This is a genomic window from Kocuria sp. UCD-OTCP (assembly GCF_000349605.1).
GTDB classification, from domain to species: Bacteria; Actinomycetota; Actinomycetes; order Actinomycetales; family Micrococcaceae; genus Kocuria; species Kocuria rosea.
The window spans coordinates 220904-237687 of the sequence record NZ_KB714683.1 but is presented as its reverse complement, the minus strand read 5'-3'; the positions used below and the strand labels follow the sequence as shown (position 1 = coordinate 237687).

The following is a 16784-nucleotide window of genomic DNA, read 5'->3' as shown; positions in this document are numbered from 1 at the left end:
TCCGGCAGTGCGCCGCACCCGATCGGTGTGCGGTCGTGAACCATGGTCGCCGAGGGGTGGGGTCCGCGGGGTCATCCGGGAGGATGGCCGGGGGTCATCCCTTGGGCGGACCCGCGCGCCGGGCGGCCCCGTCCCGCCGGCGCCGCGGCCCCTCTCCGCTACGGTGAGAGCTATGAACGAGCACGCGCCGGCGACGAGCCCCGTCAAGGTCCTGATCGTCGACGACCAGCAGCTCATGCTCCGCGCCCTGCGCGTGTTCATCGACGCCGAGCAGGACCTCGTGGTCGTGGGCGAGGCCCGCAACGGCCGGGCGGCGGTCGAGCAGTGCCGCGCCCTGCGCCCGGACGTGGTGGTCATGGACCTTCAGATGCCGGTCCTCGACGGCATCGAGGCCACCCGTGCGATCACGCACGAGCACCCGGAGGTGAAGGTGCTGGCCGTGACCACGTTCCACTCGGAGGACTGGGTGATCCCCGCGCTCCGGGCCGGGGCGAGCGGCTACGTGGTCAAGGACTCCGAGCCCCACGAGATCGTGGGCGCCGTGCGCAGCGTGCTGGCCGGGGAGGCCGCGATCTCCCGGCGGGTGGCCGCCACCCTCGTCCGCAGCGTCGTCGCGGACCCGGAGCCGGCGGGGCCGCGGCCGGAGGACGTCGCCGCGGTGGAGGGGCTCTCGGCGCGGGAGCGCGAGGTCGTGGCCCTGCTCTGCGAGGGCCTCAGCAACCGCGAGATCGCCGCCGCGCTCTTCGTGTCCGAGCCGACCGTCAAGTCCCACCTCAGCCACATCCTCACGAAGATGGAGGTGCGGGACCGGGTGCAGGTGGTGATCAAGGCCTACCGCACCGGGCTGGTGACGATCCCCTCGTCCTGAGCCGCCCGCGGGTCCGCGCCGCCGGGGAGGGTCAGCACCGCGTCCGGCGCCAGCTGCGCCGGCGGTCGGTGGGCCACCACCAGGACCGCGCGCCGCGCCGCCCACTCCGTGAGCTCCTCGCAGAGCACCGTCGTGGACGCGCCGTCCAGTCCGTTGAACGGCTCGTCCAGGACGACGACGTCGAAGTCGCCGCTGGTGCACACGATCGTCCACAGCTTGCGCCGGTTGCCCGTGGACAGGTGCTCGGCGGACTCGTCCAGCCACGGTCCGAGCCCGTGGCGCTCCGCCCGGCGCAGCCCCTCCTGCGGGTCGGCCCCGCACCAGCCGCTCGCGAACACCACGTGGTCCCGTGCGGTCATCGTGGGGTAGAGCGCCGGTTCGGTGCGGCAGATCCGGCGCACCCGGGAGGCCTCCGGCGAGCGTGCGTCCACGCCGGCGAGCGTGACCGTGCCCGCGGTCTGCGGCAGATGCCCGCTGAGGACCTCGACGAGCGTCGACTTGCCGGAGCCGTTGGGCCCCTGAAGCAGCGTCAGCCCGGGGGCGTCGATCCGCAGCGTGAGCCCCCGGTGGACGGGGCGCCCGGCGTCGAAGCCGGCGCTCACCGCCTCGACGTGGATCAGCGGCGGGTGAGGGAGCGGTGCAGGCATGTGAGGGCACCTCCGGCGAGGGTCAGGGCGAGCAGGGGGACGATCCACGGGTCGGTGGCGGGGAAGGTCAGCGGGACGGCCACGGGCGCCGCGGCGAGGACGACGGTGAGGACCCCCGTGAGCGGGCTGTCCGCGCCCGTCCCCTCGACCGTGCGCGGCGGGGGCAGCAGGTGCTCCGCGACGGTCGCGGCCCACACCGCGCCCAGCACCACGGCCGCGGGCGCCGCGGACAGGGTCCCCGTCAGCACCCGGGCCGCGACGACGAGCAGCAGGGCCGGCAGCAGCAGCGGCAGGGTGAGCGCGGTGAGGTGCCCCAGCGCCACGGAGGAGCGGGACGCCCCGGACTCCACGGCGGTGCGCAGGTGGCGGCCGTAGCGGAAGGCGCCGATGTCCGAGCTCACGAGCTCCGCGAGAGCGAGACCCGTCATGAGGGCGGCGAAGCCCAGGGTGGGCCGCAGCGCCGCCTCCCACGCCGCGTCCGGCACGGCGGGCAGCGGCGGCATCCGGAGACCTGCGGAGGTCGCCCCGAGCAGCGCCGTGGTCGCGGCGGCGACCGCGACGGTGATCCGCTGCTGGGCCCGCAGGCGCCACCCGTGCGCCCGCTGGACGCCCAGCACCCGGGCGAACTGCAGGACCGCGGGACCGCTCAGGCGCGGCCGGCGCACCGGGGGCGCGGCGCGCCGGGCCGGGAAGGACACCGCCGCGAGGGCGCGGCGGCCGGCGACGGCACCGGCCGCGCCGACGGCCGCGACCGCCGTGAGACCGGCGAGGAGGACGGGCTCCGGCAGCCCCGGCGCGGGACCGGGTGCCGCACCGGCCGCCGGGACGAGGGCGCCGGGGACGAGGGGGGCCAGCAGCAGCACCGCCCCGTGCGCCCCGGCCCCGGCCAGGACGGACGCCGCCGCGAGCACCGCGGGGAAGTGCCGGCGCCCGTTCTCGGGGCGGGCGGCGGAGCGCAGCGCCCCGGCGGCCGTCAGCGCGCCGAAGGCCACGGGCGTCCCCAGCAGCAGTGCCGTCCCCGCGGCCCCGGGCCCGTGCCCGGCCAGGACGGACCCGGCGAGCACCCCCAGGCCCGCGGCGCCCCACACGGCGCTCGCCACGGCCACGCGCGGGAGGGCGTGGACGACGAACACGTCCGCGGCCCGGACGTCGAGGCCCACGAAGAAGTCCCGCTGCGGGTGGTCGCTGACGCAGCTGCGGAACCGGCCGAGGGTCTCGCCCGCGAGGGCGCCGAGCCCGGCGTAGGCGCAGAGCAGCACGAAGAGCCCGACCACGTCCGCGCCCGGCGCCAGCACCGCGGCCGCGCGCGCCGCGAGGATCCCGGCCGCGAGCGCCAGGAGCACGGCTCCGGCGGCGGCCCCGACCACGATGCGGCGGGCCGTGTCCACCGGCACGGACGTGCCCAGCGCCTGCAGCAGGTCCGCGATCCGCAGGTCCACCAGGAGCCGGAGACGGCGGCGGGCCGGCGGGGCGGGCGGCCGCCGCCGCACCGACCCGCTCGTGGGGCTCGCGGTCGCGCTGGTCGTCACGAGAGCCTGCTGCGCGTCCCGGACCGCTCCCGGCGCAGCCCGAGCGCGTTGAACAGGAGCACGACCGTGCCCGCGAGGGCGACGACCACGCCCATGGTGCACAGCCAGCCCACGGGGAACCCGCTCAGCTGCTCGTCGAGGAAGGTCGCGTGGGCCGTCATGGCCAGGAACAGCAGCGCGGCCGGTGCCACGGAGCGCGGGCGGGACAGCGGGGTCGCGGCGGCCACGAGCGGCAGGAGCACCCCGGCGACCGCCAGCCCGCCCACGAGGAGGGACCACAGCCCGACCGGGACGGTGCTGGTGCCCCGGCCCTCGAGGAGGATCGCGGTCAGGGCTGCGGCGCTCAGGACGGCCACGGTGACGAGGACCAGTCGGACGTGGTTCTGGGTGAGGGTCGGCACGGTGGGCACTCCTGGTGGTCGAGGATCTGATGAGTGGTGGGGGGCGGGGCCGGCGGCGGGAACGGTGGCCGGGTCACACCATGGCGACGAGCGCGGCGGTCGCGACGGCGACGACGACCACGAGCACCTGGCGGCCGGCGCCGCAGGACCTCCACCGGCCGCGGTAGAGCAGCGCCGCGGCGAGGGCGAGGACCAGCACCGCGGCGGCCTCCACGGGTCCCTCCGCCATCCGCCCGGTGGCCAGGGCCCAGCCCTGGGACAGCACCGTGAGGCCGCCGACCACCAGCGTGTAGAGCCCGATCCGCTGCCCGCCGCCGAGCGGCAGGCCCTGCGGGAGGAGTCTGCTCTCGAGGAGCCCGGCGAACCAGAGGTACAGGGCGAGGACCACGGCGAAGACCAGGACGCCGACGAGCACGGCGACGTTGACCGAGAGCCCGATCAGGGACGGGTCGACCCCCTCCAGCTCGCCGGTCACGGCCGCCGCGGCCTGGTCCTGCATCTGGTCGGTGGTCGCCGGCAGCCGCAGCAGCAGCAGCCCGAGCCCCACCGCCCAGAGGACGGTCCGGACGGGCCGGGTGGTCGCCGGCAGCGGACGGGTGGCAGGGGTCCCGGCGCCGGGGTGGGCGGAGACGTGGAGGCTGGACATCGGGGGCCTTCCGATAGCGGGGGAACGGCGGCGCTCACCGCCGGGCGATGAGCGCCGCCTCGATGCCCGCGGCGGCGAGCAGGAGGGCGACGGCGAGGGCGAGGACGCCGAGGGAGGCCGGCAGCGCCGTGAGGTAGCCGCGCACCAGGCCGTGCCGGCGGGCGGTGAGGGCGGCGGTGAGGGGGAGCAGGCCCGCGGCCGCGGCCACGAGGCAGCCGAGGAACTCGAGCCCCGCGTACCACCCGGCCGCACCGACGAGCGCGGCGGCGCCGACGTTGAGCACGCCGATCTTCGCCGTGGCCCCCACGTAGACCGACAGCAGCGCCAGGGACGTGCCGGTCAGCAGGCCGCCGGTGAGTACGCCGCTGTAGAGCAGGGCGGCGGCGCCGAGGTTGCGGACCACGATGGCGCCGAAGGACCCGTCGTGGTCCTGACCGGCGCCGGCCGTGTCCTGCAGGGTCGCGGGGACGCGGGAGATGCTCTCGTAGCCCACCAGGAACCCCGCCACGAAGAGCGCCGTGGCGGCCGCCGCCGCCCACCCGAGGGTGCGGCGCGCGGCCCGGGCGTCGCGGGGAGCAGTGCGGAGGTCCGTGGGCACGGTCTTCATGGCGGGGTCCCGGCAGGGTCGGCGGAGCGGGCGGCGGCTCAGGCGATGGCCAGGTTGCGGGCCTTCTTGGACAGGTACCAGCGGATGGTGCCGACGACCGCGCCGCCGATGCCGAAGCCGAACATCGCGGCCACGAGGGTCAGCGCCCAGCCGCCTGCCTCGACCGCGGCCACGATCTGGCTCGCGGACGCGGCGGAGATGCCGAGGGAGCCGGCGACCCAGGCGATGCCGACACCGCCGAGGACGAGGCCGAGGACGGCGACGGAGGCGGCGGCCGAGACGGGCAGGACCGTGCGGACGGAGGGGGTGCGGGGGGTGGTCATGAAGAGCTCCTGTGTTCCCGAGGTTTCTGTGGGGGGTGCATCATCCGGCGGGTTCCCCGGGTGATGGCTCAGAATCTACGAGAGCCGGGAGGCCTCGGCCATCGGCCGAAGGAATGGTTCCGGACCGTCCGGAGGATGCCGCCGGCCGGTCCGGAAGGACGTCACTGCAGCACCGGCAGCTGGAGCGGGTAGCGGTACACCTCGCCCTTGTTGGCCTTGAGCACGGCCAGGACGTGGCACACCACGAGCAGGACCGCGGCGAGGATCCACAGCACGATCGCCACGGGGATCAGGATCACGGTGAACAGGCACACCCACGCCACCACGTTGAGCAGCCACATGGACAGGTTGAAGTTGAACGACCCGGCGGAGGTGGCGCGCAGGAACGCGTTCTTGTCGCGGTGGACGAGCCAGACGACGAGGGGACCCACGAATCCGAGCCACCCGACGGAGACCAGCGCGCCGATCAGTCCGGACAGGTGGGTGAGGACCGCGATGGTGCGGTCGTCCCCCTGCGCCCGGTACTGCGGACGGGGTGCTGACGGTGGAAGGTAGGACATGGGGTTCTCCTGGTGGGCAGTGGCGGAACCGGTCGCGGCACCCGGTGCCGCGGACGCCGGACCGGCGCGGTGCAGCCAGCGTATCGGGGCCGGGCCCGCGCCCGGTATGGGGGAAGACCGCACATGACGGCGGCGGATCCCCGCCGTCACGCACGGCACCGACGACGACGACGCGACGCGCGCTGGTCTACGATTCTCGGCAGACCGTTCCCGGCCCGCCCCCGCGGGCCTCTTCCCGAGGGAGGCCCGTGGCTCCGCAGCTGCGCCCCAACAAGTACGCCTACCGGGCCATCGTGCTCGCCGGCCTCGCCGCGGTGAAGCTCTTCCGCGTGCCCCTGCTGGCCTCGGGCGAGGAGCACCTGCCCACCGACCAGGTGGTGCGCGGCCTGCACCGGGAGGTCCGCCCGGGCCGGGGCGCCGTCGTGGCGGTGACCCACTTCGGCTACCTCGACTTCGTCTTCGCGCAGCTGGTGGTCTGGCGCCGGCTGCGGGCCCACTCCCGCTTCCTCATCACCCGCAAGCACACCGGCAGCGCCTTCGTCACGGCGGTGTGCCGGCTGTGCGACCACGTCGTGGTCGACCGCGCCGACGGCGCCCCGGCCTACGCCGAGGCCGTGGCCAAGCTGGCGCGCGGCGAATTCCTCGCGGTGTTCCCGGAGGGCGGGGTCAGCCGCAGCTGGACCGTGCGCCCGCTGCGCACCGGCGCCGTGCGCATGGCCGCCGAGACCGGCGCCCCCGTCATCCCGGTGTCCGTGTGGGGCGGCCACCGGATGCTCACCCGCGGGCGCGGCCGGATCCGGCTGCGCGACGTGTGGCGCACGCCGGTGCGCGTGCACGTCGGCCCGGTGCTGCGGGTGGACCCCGACGAGGACGTCCGCGCCGCGAGCGCCCGGCTGCGCGCGCTGCTGCAGGAGGGGATCGACCGGTGCATCGACAGCTACCCCGTGACCCCGGAGCCGGGTGCGTGGTGGATGCCGGCGCACCGGGGCGGGAGCGCGATCACGGTCCAGGAGCAGATCGACGCCGACGCCCGGGAGCGGGAGGCCTACAAGCGCACCGGCTGAGCCCGGCCGGGGCACCGTCTCAGCGGAAGCCGGCGCGCAGCACCAGCTCGAGCTGGAACCGGCTCCTGGGGTCGTTGAGGCGGTCCCCGAAGACCTCCCGGAGCTGGTTCACCCGGTAGCCCACCGTCTGCTCGTGGATGTTCAGCTCGGCGGCCATCGCCGCGCGCTGCCCGTGGTGCTCGAGCCAGCACAGCAGGGTCGCGACCAGCCGCTCCCGCTGCCCGGCCTTGAGCTCGTCCAGCGGGGCCAGGCACTGCGCGGCGAGGTCCGCGACCACACTGCGCTCGCTGTGCAGGACGAGCTCCATGAGGTGCTCCGAGACCCACAGCGGCCCGGCGTCGGCCGGTTCCTCCCGCTGCAGCAGATCCCGGGTCAGCACGGCCAGGCGCAGGGACTCGGGGGCCGCGTACCAGGGCCGGCCCGGGCCGATCACCGCTCCCCGGCCGGTGAGCGCGCGCTCCAGCTCCCGGCGGCCGGTCGGCGAGGAGGGCTCGGGGACCACCGCCACCACGTCGCCGGGGCGGGACGTGAGCAGCGCCCGCTCCCCGAGGCGCGAGCGCAGCCCCACCCGCCGGTCGGCGGCCAGCGTCACCACGACCACCCGGTCGGGCACCGGCCACCCCGCGGCGGCGGCGGCCGTGCGCACCGCGTCCTCCACCACGTGGCCGCGGACGAGCATGTCCGCGAGCGCGTCCAGCAGACGGTCCCGCTCCCCGGCACGCTCGGACTGCTCCATGGCATAGCCCTCGGCGCTGGCCGCGGAGAGCTCCTCGATGTAGGCGAACACGGACTCCGCGAGGCCGATCAGCACGGACGCCTCGAACCCCGCGTCCATGGCCACGCGGGAGAGCGAGCGCAGCGTGGTGCGCGCCCCGGAGCGGTAGGCCGCGAAGAGGGCGTCCATCGGACGGCCCTCGCGCACCTCGCCGCGGCCGAGCCCCTCGTAGACCCGCCGGTCGTCCCCCATCAGCGCCGGCTGCTGGGTGCCGGGCAGCTGCAGGAACCGGGTCAGGGCCACCTCGACCCCGCGCCGGATGCTGTCGCCGAACAGGCCCTCCAGCGGCCGGGCGTAGACCGGGACGTCGAGCCGCACGGCGTCCAGCAGCTCCTCCGTCACCGCCGGCAGGTGCGGGACCAGGAGGGGGGTCAGCGCCGGCGGCAGGGAGGTCCACGGCAGCTCCCGGTCCGCCCGCCGCCCCGGCTGCGCGTGCTCCGTCGTGTGGTCCACCCGCTCCACGATCCCCCGCTTTCATTCCGACACCACAATTTCTCTGCTGAAAGAGTACGCGACGGGACGAGAACTGCCGTCGGATTTGGGGCACAGTTATTACGTGCCCCAACTGCGACTGTTCACCCGCCTGGCCTCGGCCTTCACCACGCCCCGCTCCCCCGAGGACTTCCTGCGGCTCATCGACCCCCTGGCCAGCGCCCGCCAGCTGCGCGGCCTGGTGACCGCCGTGGTGCCCGAGACCGCGGACTCGGTGACGATCCGCTTCCGCCCCGGCCGCGGCTGGAACGCGCACGAGGCCGGCCAGTGGGCCCGCATCGGCGTGGAGATCGACGGCGTGCGGCACTGGCGCTCCTACTCCCTCAGCACGGGCGCCGGCCAGGACCCGGCGATCACGGTGACGGCGATGGGCAAGGTCTCCACCGCCCTCGTCCGGGGGACCCGGCCCGGTGACGTGCTGTTCCTCGCCCCGCCCGAGGGCGACTTCGTCCTCCCCGAGAGCCCGCGCCCGCTGCTGATGCTCACCGCCGGCAGCGGCCTGACGCCGGTCATGTCCATGATCCGCACCCTCGTGCCCCGCCGCCCGGACGCCGACCTGGTGCTCGTGCACTCCTCGCGCTCCCCGGAGGAGTCCCTGTTCCGCGAGGAGCTGCTGGAGCTCACCGACCAGTTCCCCGGCTTCCGCCTGGTCCAGTGGTTCACCGGCGAGCGCGGCCGCCGCCTCGACCTCGCGGCCACCGCCGACCTCGACACCGCGTGCCCCGACTGGCGCGACCGCGCCGCCTACGCGTGCGGCCCCGCCGACTTCCTCGACGCCGCCGAGGCGCTCTGGCAGCGGGAGGAGGGCGAGCTGCGGGTCGAGCGCTTCGCCGCCGTGGTCGCCCCCGGCTCCGGCGGGGAGGGCGGGCGCGTGACCTTCGAGAAGTCCGACAAGGAGGTCGAGGCCGACAGCGCCACGACCCTCCTGGCCGCCGGCGAGGACGCCGGTCTGATGATGCGCAGCGGCTGCCGCATGGGCATCTGCCACGCGTGCGTGACCCCGCTGCTCTCCGGGCAGGTCCGTGACACCCGCACCGGCGAGGTCCACGGCGAGCCCGGCCACCTCGTCCAGACCTGCGTGTCCACGGCCGCCGGTCCCGTCAGCCTCGACGCCTGACCCCGAAGCTTCCAGCACTCGTTCCCCGACCCCGTTCCGAAAGGACCGACACCATGACGATCGTCACCCCCTTCCTGCTCGACTCGGGCCGCCCCACCGAGTCGGCCAAGCCCTCCGCCGCCGCGCACCTCTCCGACGAGCAGGTCGAGGAGCTGGGCCGCGAGCTCGACGCCCTCCGGGAGTCCGTGATCGCCACCCGCGGGGCGAAGGACGCGGCCTACATCCGCCGCGTCATCGCCACGCAGCGCTCCCTCGAGCTGGCCGGGCGCGCCACGCTGCTGTTCGCCAAGCACAAGCCCGCCTGGTTCGCCGGCACCGGCATGCTGACCGTCGCCAAGATCCTGGAGAACATGGAGATCGGGCACAACGTGCTGCACGGGCAGTGGGACTGGATGCGCGATCCCGACATCCACTCCACCACCTGGGAGTGGGACTTCGTGACCCCGTCCCGGGCGTGGCAGCACACCCACAACGACCTGCACCACACCTGGACCAACGTGGTCGGCAAGGACCGGGACGTCGGGTACACCATCCTGCGCATGGACGAGGACCAGGAGTGGAAGCCCTGGAACCTCGGCAACCCGGTGTACAACGCGCTGCTCGCCCCGGTCTTCGAGTGGGGGATCGCCATCTACGACCTCGAGCTCGACGAGTACCGCGAGGGCCGCAAGCCGAAGTCGGAGCTCCGGCGCAGCCTGAAGGCCCTCGGGGCGAAGTTCCTGAAGCAGGCCGCGAAGGACTACGTGGCCACCCCCGCCGCCGCGGCCCTGGCCGGCTCCGGGAAGCAGGCCCTGACCGCGACCCTGACCGCCAACGCCGTCCGCAACGTCTGGGCGCACGCCGTGATCTTCTGCGGCCACTTCCCCGCCGGGGCGGACACGTTCACCGAGGAGCAGATCGAGGGCGAGACCCGCGGCGACTGGTACGTGCGGCAGATGATCGGCTCGGCCAACATCTCCGGGTCGAGGCTGATGCACCTCATGACCGGCAACCTGTCCTTCCAGATCGAGCACCACCTGTTCCCGGACCTGCCCTCGAACCGCTACGCCGAGGTCGCCGTCAAGGTGCGCGAGATCTGCGAGCGCTACGAGCTGCCCTACACCACCGGGCCCCTGCCGAAGCAGGTCGCCTCCGCGTGGGCGAAGGTGTTCCGCCTGGCCCTGCCCTGATCCGTCCCCGCACGACGACGGGCCGGACGGCCGCGATGCTCCGGCACGCGGCCGTTCCGCGTGCCGGGACCGGGCCGGGCTCCTGTCGGGCGGCGTTGGTAGGCTCGCGGGACCCGCACGAAAGGCAGGCCATGAGCTCTCCCCAGCGCGTCCTCATCACCGGTGCCACCGGTTACATCGGAGGGCGCCTGGCGCCCAGGATGCTGGAGGCCGGGCACACCGTGCGCGTCGCCGTCCGGTCCCCCGGCAAGCTGCGCGCCGTGCCGTGGCGGGACCGGGTGGAGGTCGCCGAGACAGACCTCAACGACCTCGACGGGATGACCGCCGCGTGCCAGGACGTGCACACCCTCTACTACCTGGTGCACTCCATGGGCGGCTCCCGGGAGTTCGAGGAGGAGGAGGCCGAGATGGCCCGGACCGTGGCCCGGGCCGCGGAGCGGGCCGGGGTGCGGCGCATCGTCTACCTCTCGGGGCTGCACCCCCAGGGCGTGGAGCTGTCCCAGCACATGCGCTCCCGGGTCCGGGTGGGCGAGATCCTGCTCGCGAGCTCGGTCCCGGCGGTGGTCTTCCAGGCCGGCGTGGTCATCGGCTCCGGCTCGGCGTCCTTCGAGATGATCCGCCACCTCGGCGACACCCTCCCGATCATGCCGGCGCCGTCCTGGGTGACCAACAGCATCGAGCCCATCGCCGTCCGTGACGTGCTGTACTACCTGATCCACGCCATGGATCTGCCGGAGGGCCTCAACCGCACCTTCGACATCGGCTCCCGCGACGTCATGACCTACGCGGACGCCATGCGCCGCTACGCCCGGGTGGCCGGGCTGCGCCGGCGGGTGGTCTTCCATTTCCCCCTCCCCGCGCCCCGGCTGTCCGGGTTCTGGGTGGGCATGGTCACCCCGATCCCCCTGGGCCTGGCCGTGCCGCTCGTGCAGTCGCTGCAGCACGACGCCGTGTCGGGCGAGCACGACATCGACGACCACATCCCGCCGCCCCCCGAGGGGCTGGCCGGCTACCGCCGCGCCGTGGCGCTCGCGCTGAAGAAGATCGAGGACAACTCCGTGGAGACCACGTGGGACGTCCACTACAGCTCCTCCGAGGCGGCCGCGGACCCGCTGCCCTCGGACCCGGACTGGGCGGGGCGCACCGTGTTCGTGGACGAGCGCAGCCGCACGGGCCCGGCGCGGCCCGAGCAGGTGTGGCGGGTCGTCGAGTCCATCGGCGGGCGCAACGGCTGGTACTCGCTGCCCCTGGCGTGGCAGGTCCGCGGCGTCATGGACAAGCTCGTGGGCGGGGCCGGCCTGAACCGCGGCCGCCGCGACGCCACGGACCTGCAGGTGGGCGAGTACGTGGACTGGTGGCGCGTCGAGGCCATGGAGGAGGGGCACAAGCTGCTCCTGCACGCCGAGATGCGCGCCCCCGGCCGGGCGTGGCTCGAGCTGTCCGTGGAGCCCGAGGGCGAGGGCAGCCGGTACACGCAGCGGGCCATCTTCTTCCCCCGGGGCCTGCCGGGCCGGCTCTACTGGTGGGGCGTGTGGCCCTTCCACGGCTTCATCTTCCCGTCCATGGCCCGCAACATCCTCGCCACCGCCGCCGCGCTGGACGACCCAGCCCCCGGCGCCCCGGGACAGGCAGACCAGGCAGACCAGGCCGACGAGGCCGCGGCGCGGATCAGTCCTGCCGGGGAGACCCCGGCCCGCGGCTGAGCCCCTCGGGGCCGGCCACGGGCCGGGGACCGGGGCGGCCCCACTCGCTCCAGGAGCCGTCGTAGACCGTCACGTCCTCGCGGCCGGCGAGGTGGGCGCCGAGCGCCAGGACGCACGCCGTGAGGCCCGAGCCGCAGCTGGTGACGATCCGCCGCCCCTCGGGCGCGGCCGCCGCGATCCGCTCCCGCAGCTGCGGCAGCGGCAGCAGCCGCCCCTGCCCGTCCTGCAGGTCGGTGTAGGGCAGGTTGACCGCCCCCGGCATGTGCCCGGGGCGCAGGCCCGGCCGCGGCTCGGGCTCGGTGCCCGCGAACCGGCCGGCGGAGCGGGCGTCCAGGACGGTGGCGTCCGGGTCGGCCAGGGCGCGGGCGACGTCCTCCGCCCCGACGAAGCCGCCCGGACGGGGCACGAGCTCCACGTCGCCGGGCTCGGCCGGCGGCGCGGCGTGCGCCCCCGTGGGCCGGCCCTCCGCGGCCCACGCCGGGAGGCCGCCGTCGAGGACGGCGACCCGGTCGAAGCCCGCGGTCCGGAGCAGCCACCAGACGCGGGCGGACGCGAAGACGCCCTTGGCGTCGTAGGCCACCACCGTGCTCGTGCGCGAGATGCCGAGCGCCCGGGCCGCCGCGCTCAGCTGCTCCGCCGGGGGCGCCGTGTGCGGCAGGTCCGAGGACGGGTCCGAGAAGGCCCCGTCCAGGTCCAGGAGCACCGCCCCGGGGAGGGCCTCGTCGGTCCGGTTGAGCGTGGAGCTCGCGTCCACGAGCACCAGCCGGGGGTCCTGGAGGTGCTCGGCCAGCCAGTGGGTGCTCACCACGGGCCCGGGGAGCTCGAGCGATGCGCTGATGTCGTCGTTCCGGGTGCCGGTGCTCATGCGTCCAAGGCTAGTTCCGCCGGGGCAGTACCGTCCCGGCAGCCGCACGGGGCGGGGCCGCGGGCGGGGCCCCGGTAGCCTGGGCAGGTGGCCGAATCGCTCCGACAACGTGTCCTCGGCGGCGTCCGCGGCCTGGCGCCCGGTTACTTCGCCCTCGTCATGGCCAGCGGCATCCTCTCGGTGGGCCTGCAGATGCAGGGCTTCGCCGCGCTGTCCACGGCCCTGCTCGCGGTGTGCGCGGGCAGCTGGGCGGCGCTGTGCCTGCTCACCGTCTGGCGGTTCGCCGTCTTCCGGCGAGAGTTCGTCGTGGAGTTCCTCGACCCTCGCCGCGCGTTCGGCTTCTTCACCTTCGTGGCCGGCACGAACGTGCTGGCGTCCCGGCTCGCGACGACGGGCTGGCACGGGGCCACGGCCGCGCTCCTAGGACTCGCCGGGGCGGTGTGGCTGGGCCTCGGCTACGTGGTCCCGTGGAGCGCGGTGCTCTCCCGGCGCACCCGCCCCGTGGTCAGCACCGCCAACGGGACCTGGTTCATCTGGGTGGTGGCCAGCCAGTCCGTGGCCGTGGCCGCCGCGGCCCTGGACCCGGTGGTGGGCAGCGACGCCTGGCGGCACGTGCTCTCCGTCGTCGCGGTCGCCTGCTGGTCCGTGGGGCTGTTCCTCTACGCCGCGGCGGGCGTGCTCGTGACGCTGCGCATGATGCTCTATCCGCTGCGGCCGGTCGACCTGACCCCGCCGTACTGGGTGGCGATGGGCGCGTGCGCCATCACCGTGCTGGCGGCCTCCCGGATCGTGGAGATGTCCGACACCCCGATGGTCGCTGTGGTCCGCGGGCTCGTGGCGGGTCTGGGCCTGGTCTTCTGGGCGTTCGCCACCTGGTTGATCCCGGCCCTGGTGGCGGCCGGGTGGTGGCGCCACCGCCTGCACCGGGTGCCGCTGCGCTACGAGTCCTCGCTGTGGAGTGTGGTCTTCCCGCTGGGGATGTACGCCGTGGCCAGCATCTATCTGGGCCGCGCGGACGACCTGCCGATCGTGGGTCTGGTCGGGGCCGTCTGGCTGTGGGTGGCCCTGAGCGCCTGGGCGATGGTGTTCACTGCCATGCTCGTGCACCTGGTCCGCCGGCTGCTCCTCGGCCGGGAGGATCCGGCTCCGGCCTGGCCGGAGCCGGACGCGGCCGTCAGGCCGGACCCAGGGGGCGGACCGGGCGCCGCCCGCTGACCCGGCGGAACCGGCGCCGCCGGCGCCGCCGGCGGCGCCGGCGGCGCCGGCGGCGCAGCCGACCGGGCGGAAAGGACCGGTCAGGCGGTGAGCGCGCGCTCGAGGTCCTCCAACTGGTCCTCGACGTCCTCGATGCCCACCGAGAGCCGCACCAGGTCCACGGGCACGGCCAGCGCAGTGCCCTTCACGGAGGCGTGCGTCATCTCCGAGGGGTAGCAGATCAGGGACTCCACCCCGCCCAGGCTCACCGACAGCGAGTACAGCCGGGTGCCCTCCGCCACCGCCCGGGCCACGGCCTCCCCGCCGGTCAGCCGGAAGGAGACCATGCCGCCGAACCCGCGCATCTGCGCGGCGGCGAGCGCGTGGCCGGGGTGCCCGGGCAGCCCGGGGTAGAGCACCTGCGCGACCTCGGGGCGCTCCAGGAGCCACTCGGCGATCCGCTGCGCGTTGTCCTGGTGGCGCTCCATCCGCAGGCTCAGGGTCTTGAGCCCGCGGGCGGCCAGGTAGCTGTCCTGGGGGCCCGCCACGGCGCCGGCGGCGAACTGCTGGAAGCCGACCGCCTCGGCGAGCGGGGCCCCGCGCCACTGGGCCGCGCCCACGACCACGGCGCCGCCGAGCACGTCCGAGTGCCCCCCGATGTACTTCGTGGTGGAGTGCACCACGGCGTGCGCGCCGAGCTCGAGGGGGGTCTGCAGGTACGGGGACGCGAAGGTGTTGTCGACGACGAGCAGCGCCCCGGCGTCCCGGGCCAGCTGCGCCCACGCCGCGACGTCGGCGATGCCGAGCAGCGGGTTGGACGGCGTCTCGAGCCACAGCACCTTCGTGGCGCCGGGGCGCACGGCCGCCCGGACGGCGTCGAGGTCCGTGATCTCCACGGGCGTGTGCCCGATGTCCCACGGGGCGAGGACCCGGGTGATCAGCCGGTTGGTGCCGCCGTAGCCGTCGGCGCCGAGCACGATGTGGTCGCCCGGGCGCAGCACGGCGCGCAGCAGGGCGTCCTCTGCCGCGATCCCCGAGGCGAACGCGAACCCCCGCTCGCCGCGCTCCAGGGCCGCGAGCTGCTCCTCGAAGCCGCTGCGGGTGGGGTTGGAGCCGCGGCTGTACTCGTGCCCGGCGCGCAGCACGTTGATCCCGTCCTGGGCGAACGTGGAGGTCTGGTAGATCGGCGGGATGACCGCCCCGGTCAGCGGGTCGGGCTCCTGGCCGGCGTGGACGGCGGTGGTCGTGAAGCCCCGGTGGCGGGTGCGGGTCTCGGTGGGGGACGTCATGGCGGGGCTCACTTCCGGGTGGTCTGGACGGCGGTGACGACGGTGTCGAGGGCCTGGCCGAGGTCGGTCACGAGGTCCTGGGGGGACTCGAGGCCGATCGAGAGCCGGATCGTGGTCTCGGCGATCCCGCCGGCCCGGCGCTGCTCGGGGGTCAGGCGGCAGTGCGTCATGGCCGCCGGGTGGGCCACGAGGCTGCGGGTGTCCCCGATGTTGGCGACCAGCTTGAACAGCCGGAGCGCGTCGATGAACGGGCCCACGGCGCCGTCCGGGGCGGCGAGGTCGAAGGAGAACACGGAGCCGGTCCCGCGCGGGAAGTCCCGGGCCGCGATCCCGGCGCCGGGGTCCCCGGGCACGCCGGGGTGGTGGACGCGGGCGACGGCGGGGTGCCCGGCCAGGAACTCGGCCACCGCCAGCGCCGAGGCCGTGTGGCGGGCCACGCGCAGGTCGAGGGTCTCGGTGCCCTGCAGGATCTGGCTGGCGTTGAACGGGGAGAGCGTGGTGCCGAGGTCGTGCACGTACTTCGCCCGGACCAGGTGCAGGTAGGGGCTGGCGGCGGCGCACTTGTCGACGAGGCTGAGCCCGCCCCAGCGGGCGCGGGCCTGGGTGAACTGCGGCCACTTGTCCGGCCGGGCGGACCAGTCGAAGGTCCCGCCGTCCACGACCGCCCCGGCGAGCGCGTTGCCGTGCCCGCCCAGGAACTTGGTGGCCGAGTGCACCACGATGTCCGCGCCCTTCTCCAGCGGCCGGTACAGGGCCGGGGACGCGAGGGTGTTGTCGACGACGACGGGCACCCCGGCGGTCCGCGCGACGTCGGCGATCCCGGGCAGGTCCGGGAGGGTGGCCAGCGGGTTGCCGATGGACTCGAGCAGGAACGCGCGGGTGTCGGGGCGCACGGCCGCGGCCCACGCCCCCGGGGCGGTGGGGTCCACGAAGGAGACCTCGATGCCGTAGTCCGCGAAGGAGTCGGTGAGCAGGTCCACCGTGCCCCCGTAGAGCTTCTCGGAGGCCACGAGGTGCTTCCCGGCGCCCTGGCCGAGCAGGGCCAGCAGCGCTACGGCCACGGCGGACTGGCCCGAGCCGGTCGCCACGGCGCCCGCGCCGCCCTCGAGGTCGCTGATCCGCTGCTCGAGCACGGCCACCGTGGGGTTGCCGGTGCGCGTGTAGGTGAAGCCTGCCCGGGTCTGGGCGAACATCTGCCGGGCCGCCTCGTAGTCCGGGAACTCGAAGGCCGCGGTCTGGTAGATCGGCACCGTCAGGGTGCGCTGGGTGACCTGGTCGTGGGTGCCGGCGTGGATCTGCCGGGTCGCGAGGTCGTGGTCGGTCACGGGGATGGACATGGCGCTGCTCCTGTGCCTTGCTCTTACCCGCACCGGTCATCCGCGCGGGCCCGGTGGGCACGCCGCGGAAGATGCAGGCCGCTTCCTCATCCGAACCACCCAATGAGCATGGGGTTGGTGCGTGACCAAGTCGGAGCTTGGCGGTCACGTCTCGTGAAGCTGGAACAACACTATGCGCAGAGGTAGTGGGTGTCCCTC

The 16784-nt window shown here is 74.9% G+C and carries 17 protein-coding genes and 1 riboswitch; of the genes, 6 read left to right on the top strand and 11 right to left on the bottom strand.

The features are described from left to right. Positions 1-172 precede the first annotated feature (172 nt). The gene (locus H488_RS34695) at positions 173-868 is read left to right on the top strand and encodes a response regulator (protein ID WP_017834857.1); all 696 of its coding nucleotides are present in this window, start codon (positions 173-175) and stop codon (positions 866-868) included. Here the strand turns inward: H488_RS34695 and H488_RS34690 are convergent. From H488_RS34690 to H488_RS34670, 7 genes are all read right to left on the bottom strand, one after another. Further along, positions 832-1515, bottom strand: a complete 684-nt coding sequence (locus H488_RS34690; protein WP_017834856.1) for an ABC transporter ATP-binding protein — start codon at positions 1513-1515, stop codon at positions 832-834. The genes H488_RS34695 and H488_RS34690 overlap by 37 nt on opposite strands. After that, positions 1485-3044 carry a hypothetical protein gene (locus tag H488_RS34685; protein WP_150110407.1) on the bottom strand — a complete coding sequence of 520 codons (1560 nt, stop codon included), beginning with the start codon at positions 3042-3044 and terminating at the stop codon, positions 1485-1487. Before H488_RS34685 ends, H488_RS34690 begins: the two co-directional genes overlap by 31 nt. After that, entirely contained in the window at positions 3041-3445 is a 405-nt protein-coding gene (locus H488_RS34680) for a hypothetical protein (protein WP_017834855.1), read from the bottom strand. Before H488_RS34680 ends, H488_RS34685 begins: the two co-directional genes overlap by 4 nt. A gap of 73 nt (positions 3446-3518) precedes the next feature. Further along, positions 3519-4091 (bottom strand): hypothetical protein, encoded by a 573-nt coding sequence (locus tag H488_RS34675; RefSeq protein ID WP_017834854.1) that lies wholly within the window; start codon positions 4089-4091, stop codon positions 3519-3521. A gap of 34 nt (positions 4092-4125) precedes the next feature. Further along, positions 4126-4698 (bottom strand): hypothetical protein, encoded by a 573-nt coding sequence (locus H488_RS36270; RefSeq protein WP_017834853.1) that lies wholly within the window; start codon positions 4696-4698, stop codon positions 4126-4128. A gap of 38 nt (positions 4699-4736) precedes the next feature. Further along, the gene (locus H488_RS0119205; RefSeq protein WP_017834852.1) at positions 4737-5021 is read right to left on the bottom strand and encodes a hypothetical protein; all 285 of its coding nucleotides are present in this window, start codon (positions 5019-5021) and stop codon (positions 4737-4739) included. Positions 5022-5182: 161 nt separating this feature from the next. Next, entirely contained in the window at positions 5183-5581 is a 399-nt protein-coding gene (locus H488_RS34670; RefSeq protein WP_017834851.1) for a DUF4870 domain-containing protein, read from the bottom strand. Positions 5582-5829: 248 nt separating this feature from the next. On the opposite strand from H488_RS34670, the gene H488_RS34665 reads away from it, so the two are divergent. Beyond that, positions 5830-6645: a lysophospholipid acyltransferase family protein gene (locus H488_RS34665; protein WP_017834850.1), complete on the top strand. Its 816-nt coding sequence runs from the start codon at positions 5830-5832 to the stop codon at positions 6643-6645. A 19-nt stretch (positions 6646-6664) separates the two neighbouring features. On the opposite strand, the gene H488_RS34660 is transcribed toward H488_RS34665, so the two are convergent. Then, positions 6665-7873, bottom strand: coding sequence for a PucR family transcriptional regulator (locus H488_RS34660; protein ID WP_229588109.1), 1209 nt, complete (start codon positions 7871-7873; stop codon positions 6665-6667). Between the two features lie 103 nt (positions 7874-7976). Between H488_RS34660 and H488_RS34655 the strand changes: the two genes are divergently transcribed. The 3 genes from H488_RS34655 (at position 7977) to H488_RS34645 (ending at position 11901) form a co-directional block, all read left to right on the top strand. Beyond that, positions 7977-9029 carry a ferredoxin reductase gene (locus H488_RS34655; protein ID WP_017834848.1) on the top strand — a complete coding sequence of 351 codons (1053 nt, stop codon included), beginning with the start codon at positions 7977-7979 and terminating at the stop codon, positions 9027-9029. Positions 9030-9082: 53 nt separating this feature from the next. Continuing rightward, positions 9083-10198: a fatty acid desaturase family protein gene (locus H488_RS34650; protein WP_017834847.1), complete on the top strand. Its 1116-nt coding sequence runs from the start codon at positions 9083-9085 to the stop codon at positions 10196-10198. 131 nt (positions 10199-10329) lie between these two features. Continuing rightward, positions 10330-11901: an SDR family oxidoreductase gene (locus H488_RS34645; protein ID WP_017834846.1), complete on the top strand. Its 1572-nt coding sequence runs from the start codon at positions 10330-10332 to the stop codon at positions 11899-11901. Here the strand turns inward: H488_RS34645 and H488_RS34640 are convergent. Continuing rightward, on the bottom strand, positions 11867-12766 hold the full coding sequence (locus tag H488_RS34640) for a sulfurtransferase (RefSeq protein ID WP_017834845.1): 900 nt from the start codon (positions 12764-12766) through the stop codon (positions 11867-11869). The genes H488_RS34645 and H488_RS34640 overlap by 35 nt on opposite strands. An 87-nt stretch (positions 12767-12853) precedes the next feature. Here H488_RS34640 and H488_RS34635 point away from each other — a divergent pair, with 87 nt between their 5' ends. Beyond that, positions 12854-13981 (top strand): tellurite resistance/C4-dicarboxylate transporter family protein, encoded by a 1128-nt coding sequence (locus tag H488_RS34635; RefSeq protein ID WP_237740476.1) that lies wholly within the window; start codon positions 12854-12856, stop codon positions 13979-13981. A gap of 80 nt (positions 13982-14061) precedes the next feature. Here H488_RS34635 and H488_RS34630 read toward each other — a convergent pair whose 3' ends face one another. Then, positions 14062-15249, bottom strand: coding sequence for a cystathionine gamma-synthase (locus tag H488_RS34630; RefSeq protein WP_017834843.1), 1188 nt, complete (start codon positions 15247-15249; stop codon positions 14062-14064). Positions 15250-15257: 8 nt separating this feature from the next. Further along, positions 15258-16586 (bottom strand): O-acetylhomoserine aminocarboxypropyltransferase/cysteine synthase family protein, encoded by a 1329-nt coding sequence (locus H488_RS34625; RefSeq protein WP_017834842.1) that lies wholly within the window; start codon positions 16584-16586, stop codon positions 15258-15260. Positions 16587-16623: 37 nt separating this feature from the next. Then, a riboswitch (SAM riboswitch) is annotated at positions 16624-16745 on the bottom strand. Between the last annotated feature and the right edge of the window lie 39 nt (positions 16746-16784).

Bases quoted from the DNA above. Each gene is read 5' to 3' on its own strand.
- H488_RS34695 (WP_017834857.1), top strand. From the start codon at position 173: ATGAACGAGCACGCGCCGGCGACGAGCCCCGTCAAGGTCCTGATCGTC.
- H488_RS34690 (WP_017834856.1), bottom strand. From the start codon at position 1,515: ATGCCTGCACCGCTCCCTCACCCGCCGCTGATCCACGTCGAGGCGGTG.
- H488_RS34675 (WP_017834854.1), bottom strand. From the start codon at position 4,091: ATGTCCAGCCTCCACGTCTCCGCCCACCCCGGCGCCGGGACCCCTGCC.
- H488_RS36270 (WP_017834853.1), bottom strand. From the start codon at position 4,698: ATGAAGACCGTGCCCACGGACCTCCGCACTGCTCCCCGCGACGCCCGG.
- H488_RS0119205 (WP_017834852.1), bottom strand. From the start codon at position 5,021: ATGACCACCCCCCGCACCCCCTCCGTCCGCACGGTCCTGCCCGTCTCG.
- H488_RS34670 (WP_017834851.1), bottom strand. From the start codon at position 5,581: ATGTCCTACCTTCCACCGTCAGCACCCCGTCCGCAGTACCGGGCGCAG.
- H488_RS34650 (WP_017834847.1), top strand. From the start codon at position 9,083: ATGACGATCGTCACCCCCTTCCTGCTCGACTCGGGCCGCCCCACCGAG.
- H488_RS34645 (WP_017834846.1), top strand. From the start codon at position 10,330: ATGAGCTCTCCCCAGCGCGTCCTCATCACCGGTGCCACCGGTTACATC.
- H488_RS34640 (WP_017834845.1), bottom strand. From the start codon at position 12,766: ATGAGCACCGGCACCCGGAACGACGACATCAGCGCATCGCTCGAGCTC.
- H488_RS34630 (WP_017834843.1), bottom strand. From the start codon at position 15,249: ATGACGTCCCCCACCGAGACCCGCACCCGCCACCGGGGCTTCACGACC.
- H488_RS34625 (WP_017834842.1), bottom strand. From the start codon at position 16,586: ATGTCCATCCCCGTGACCGACCACGACCTCGCGACCCGGCAGATCCAC.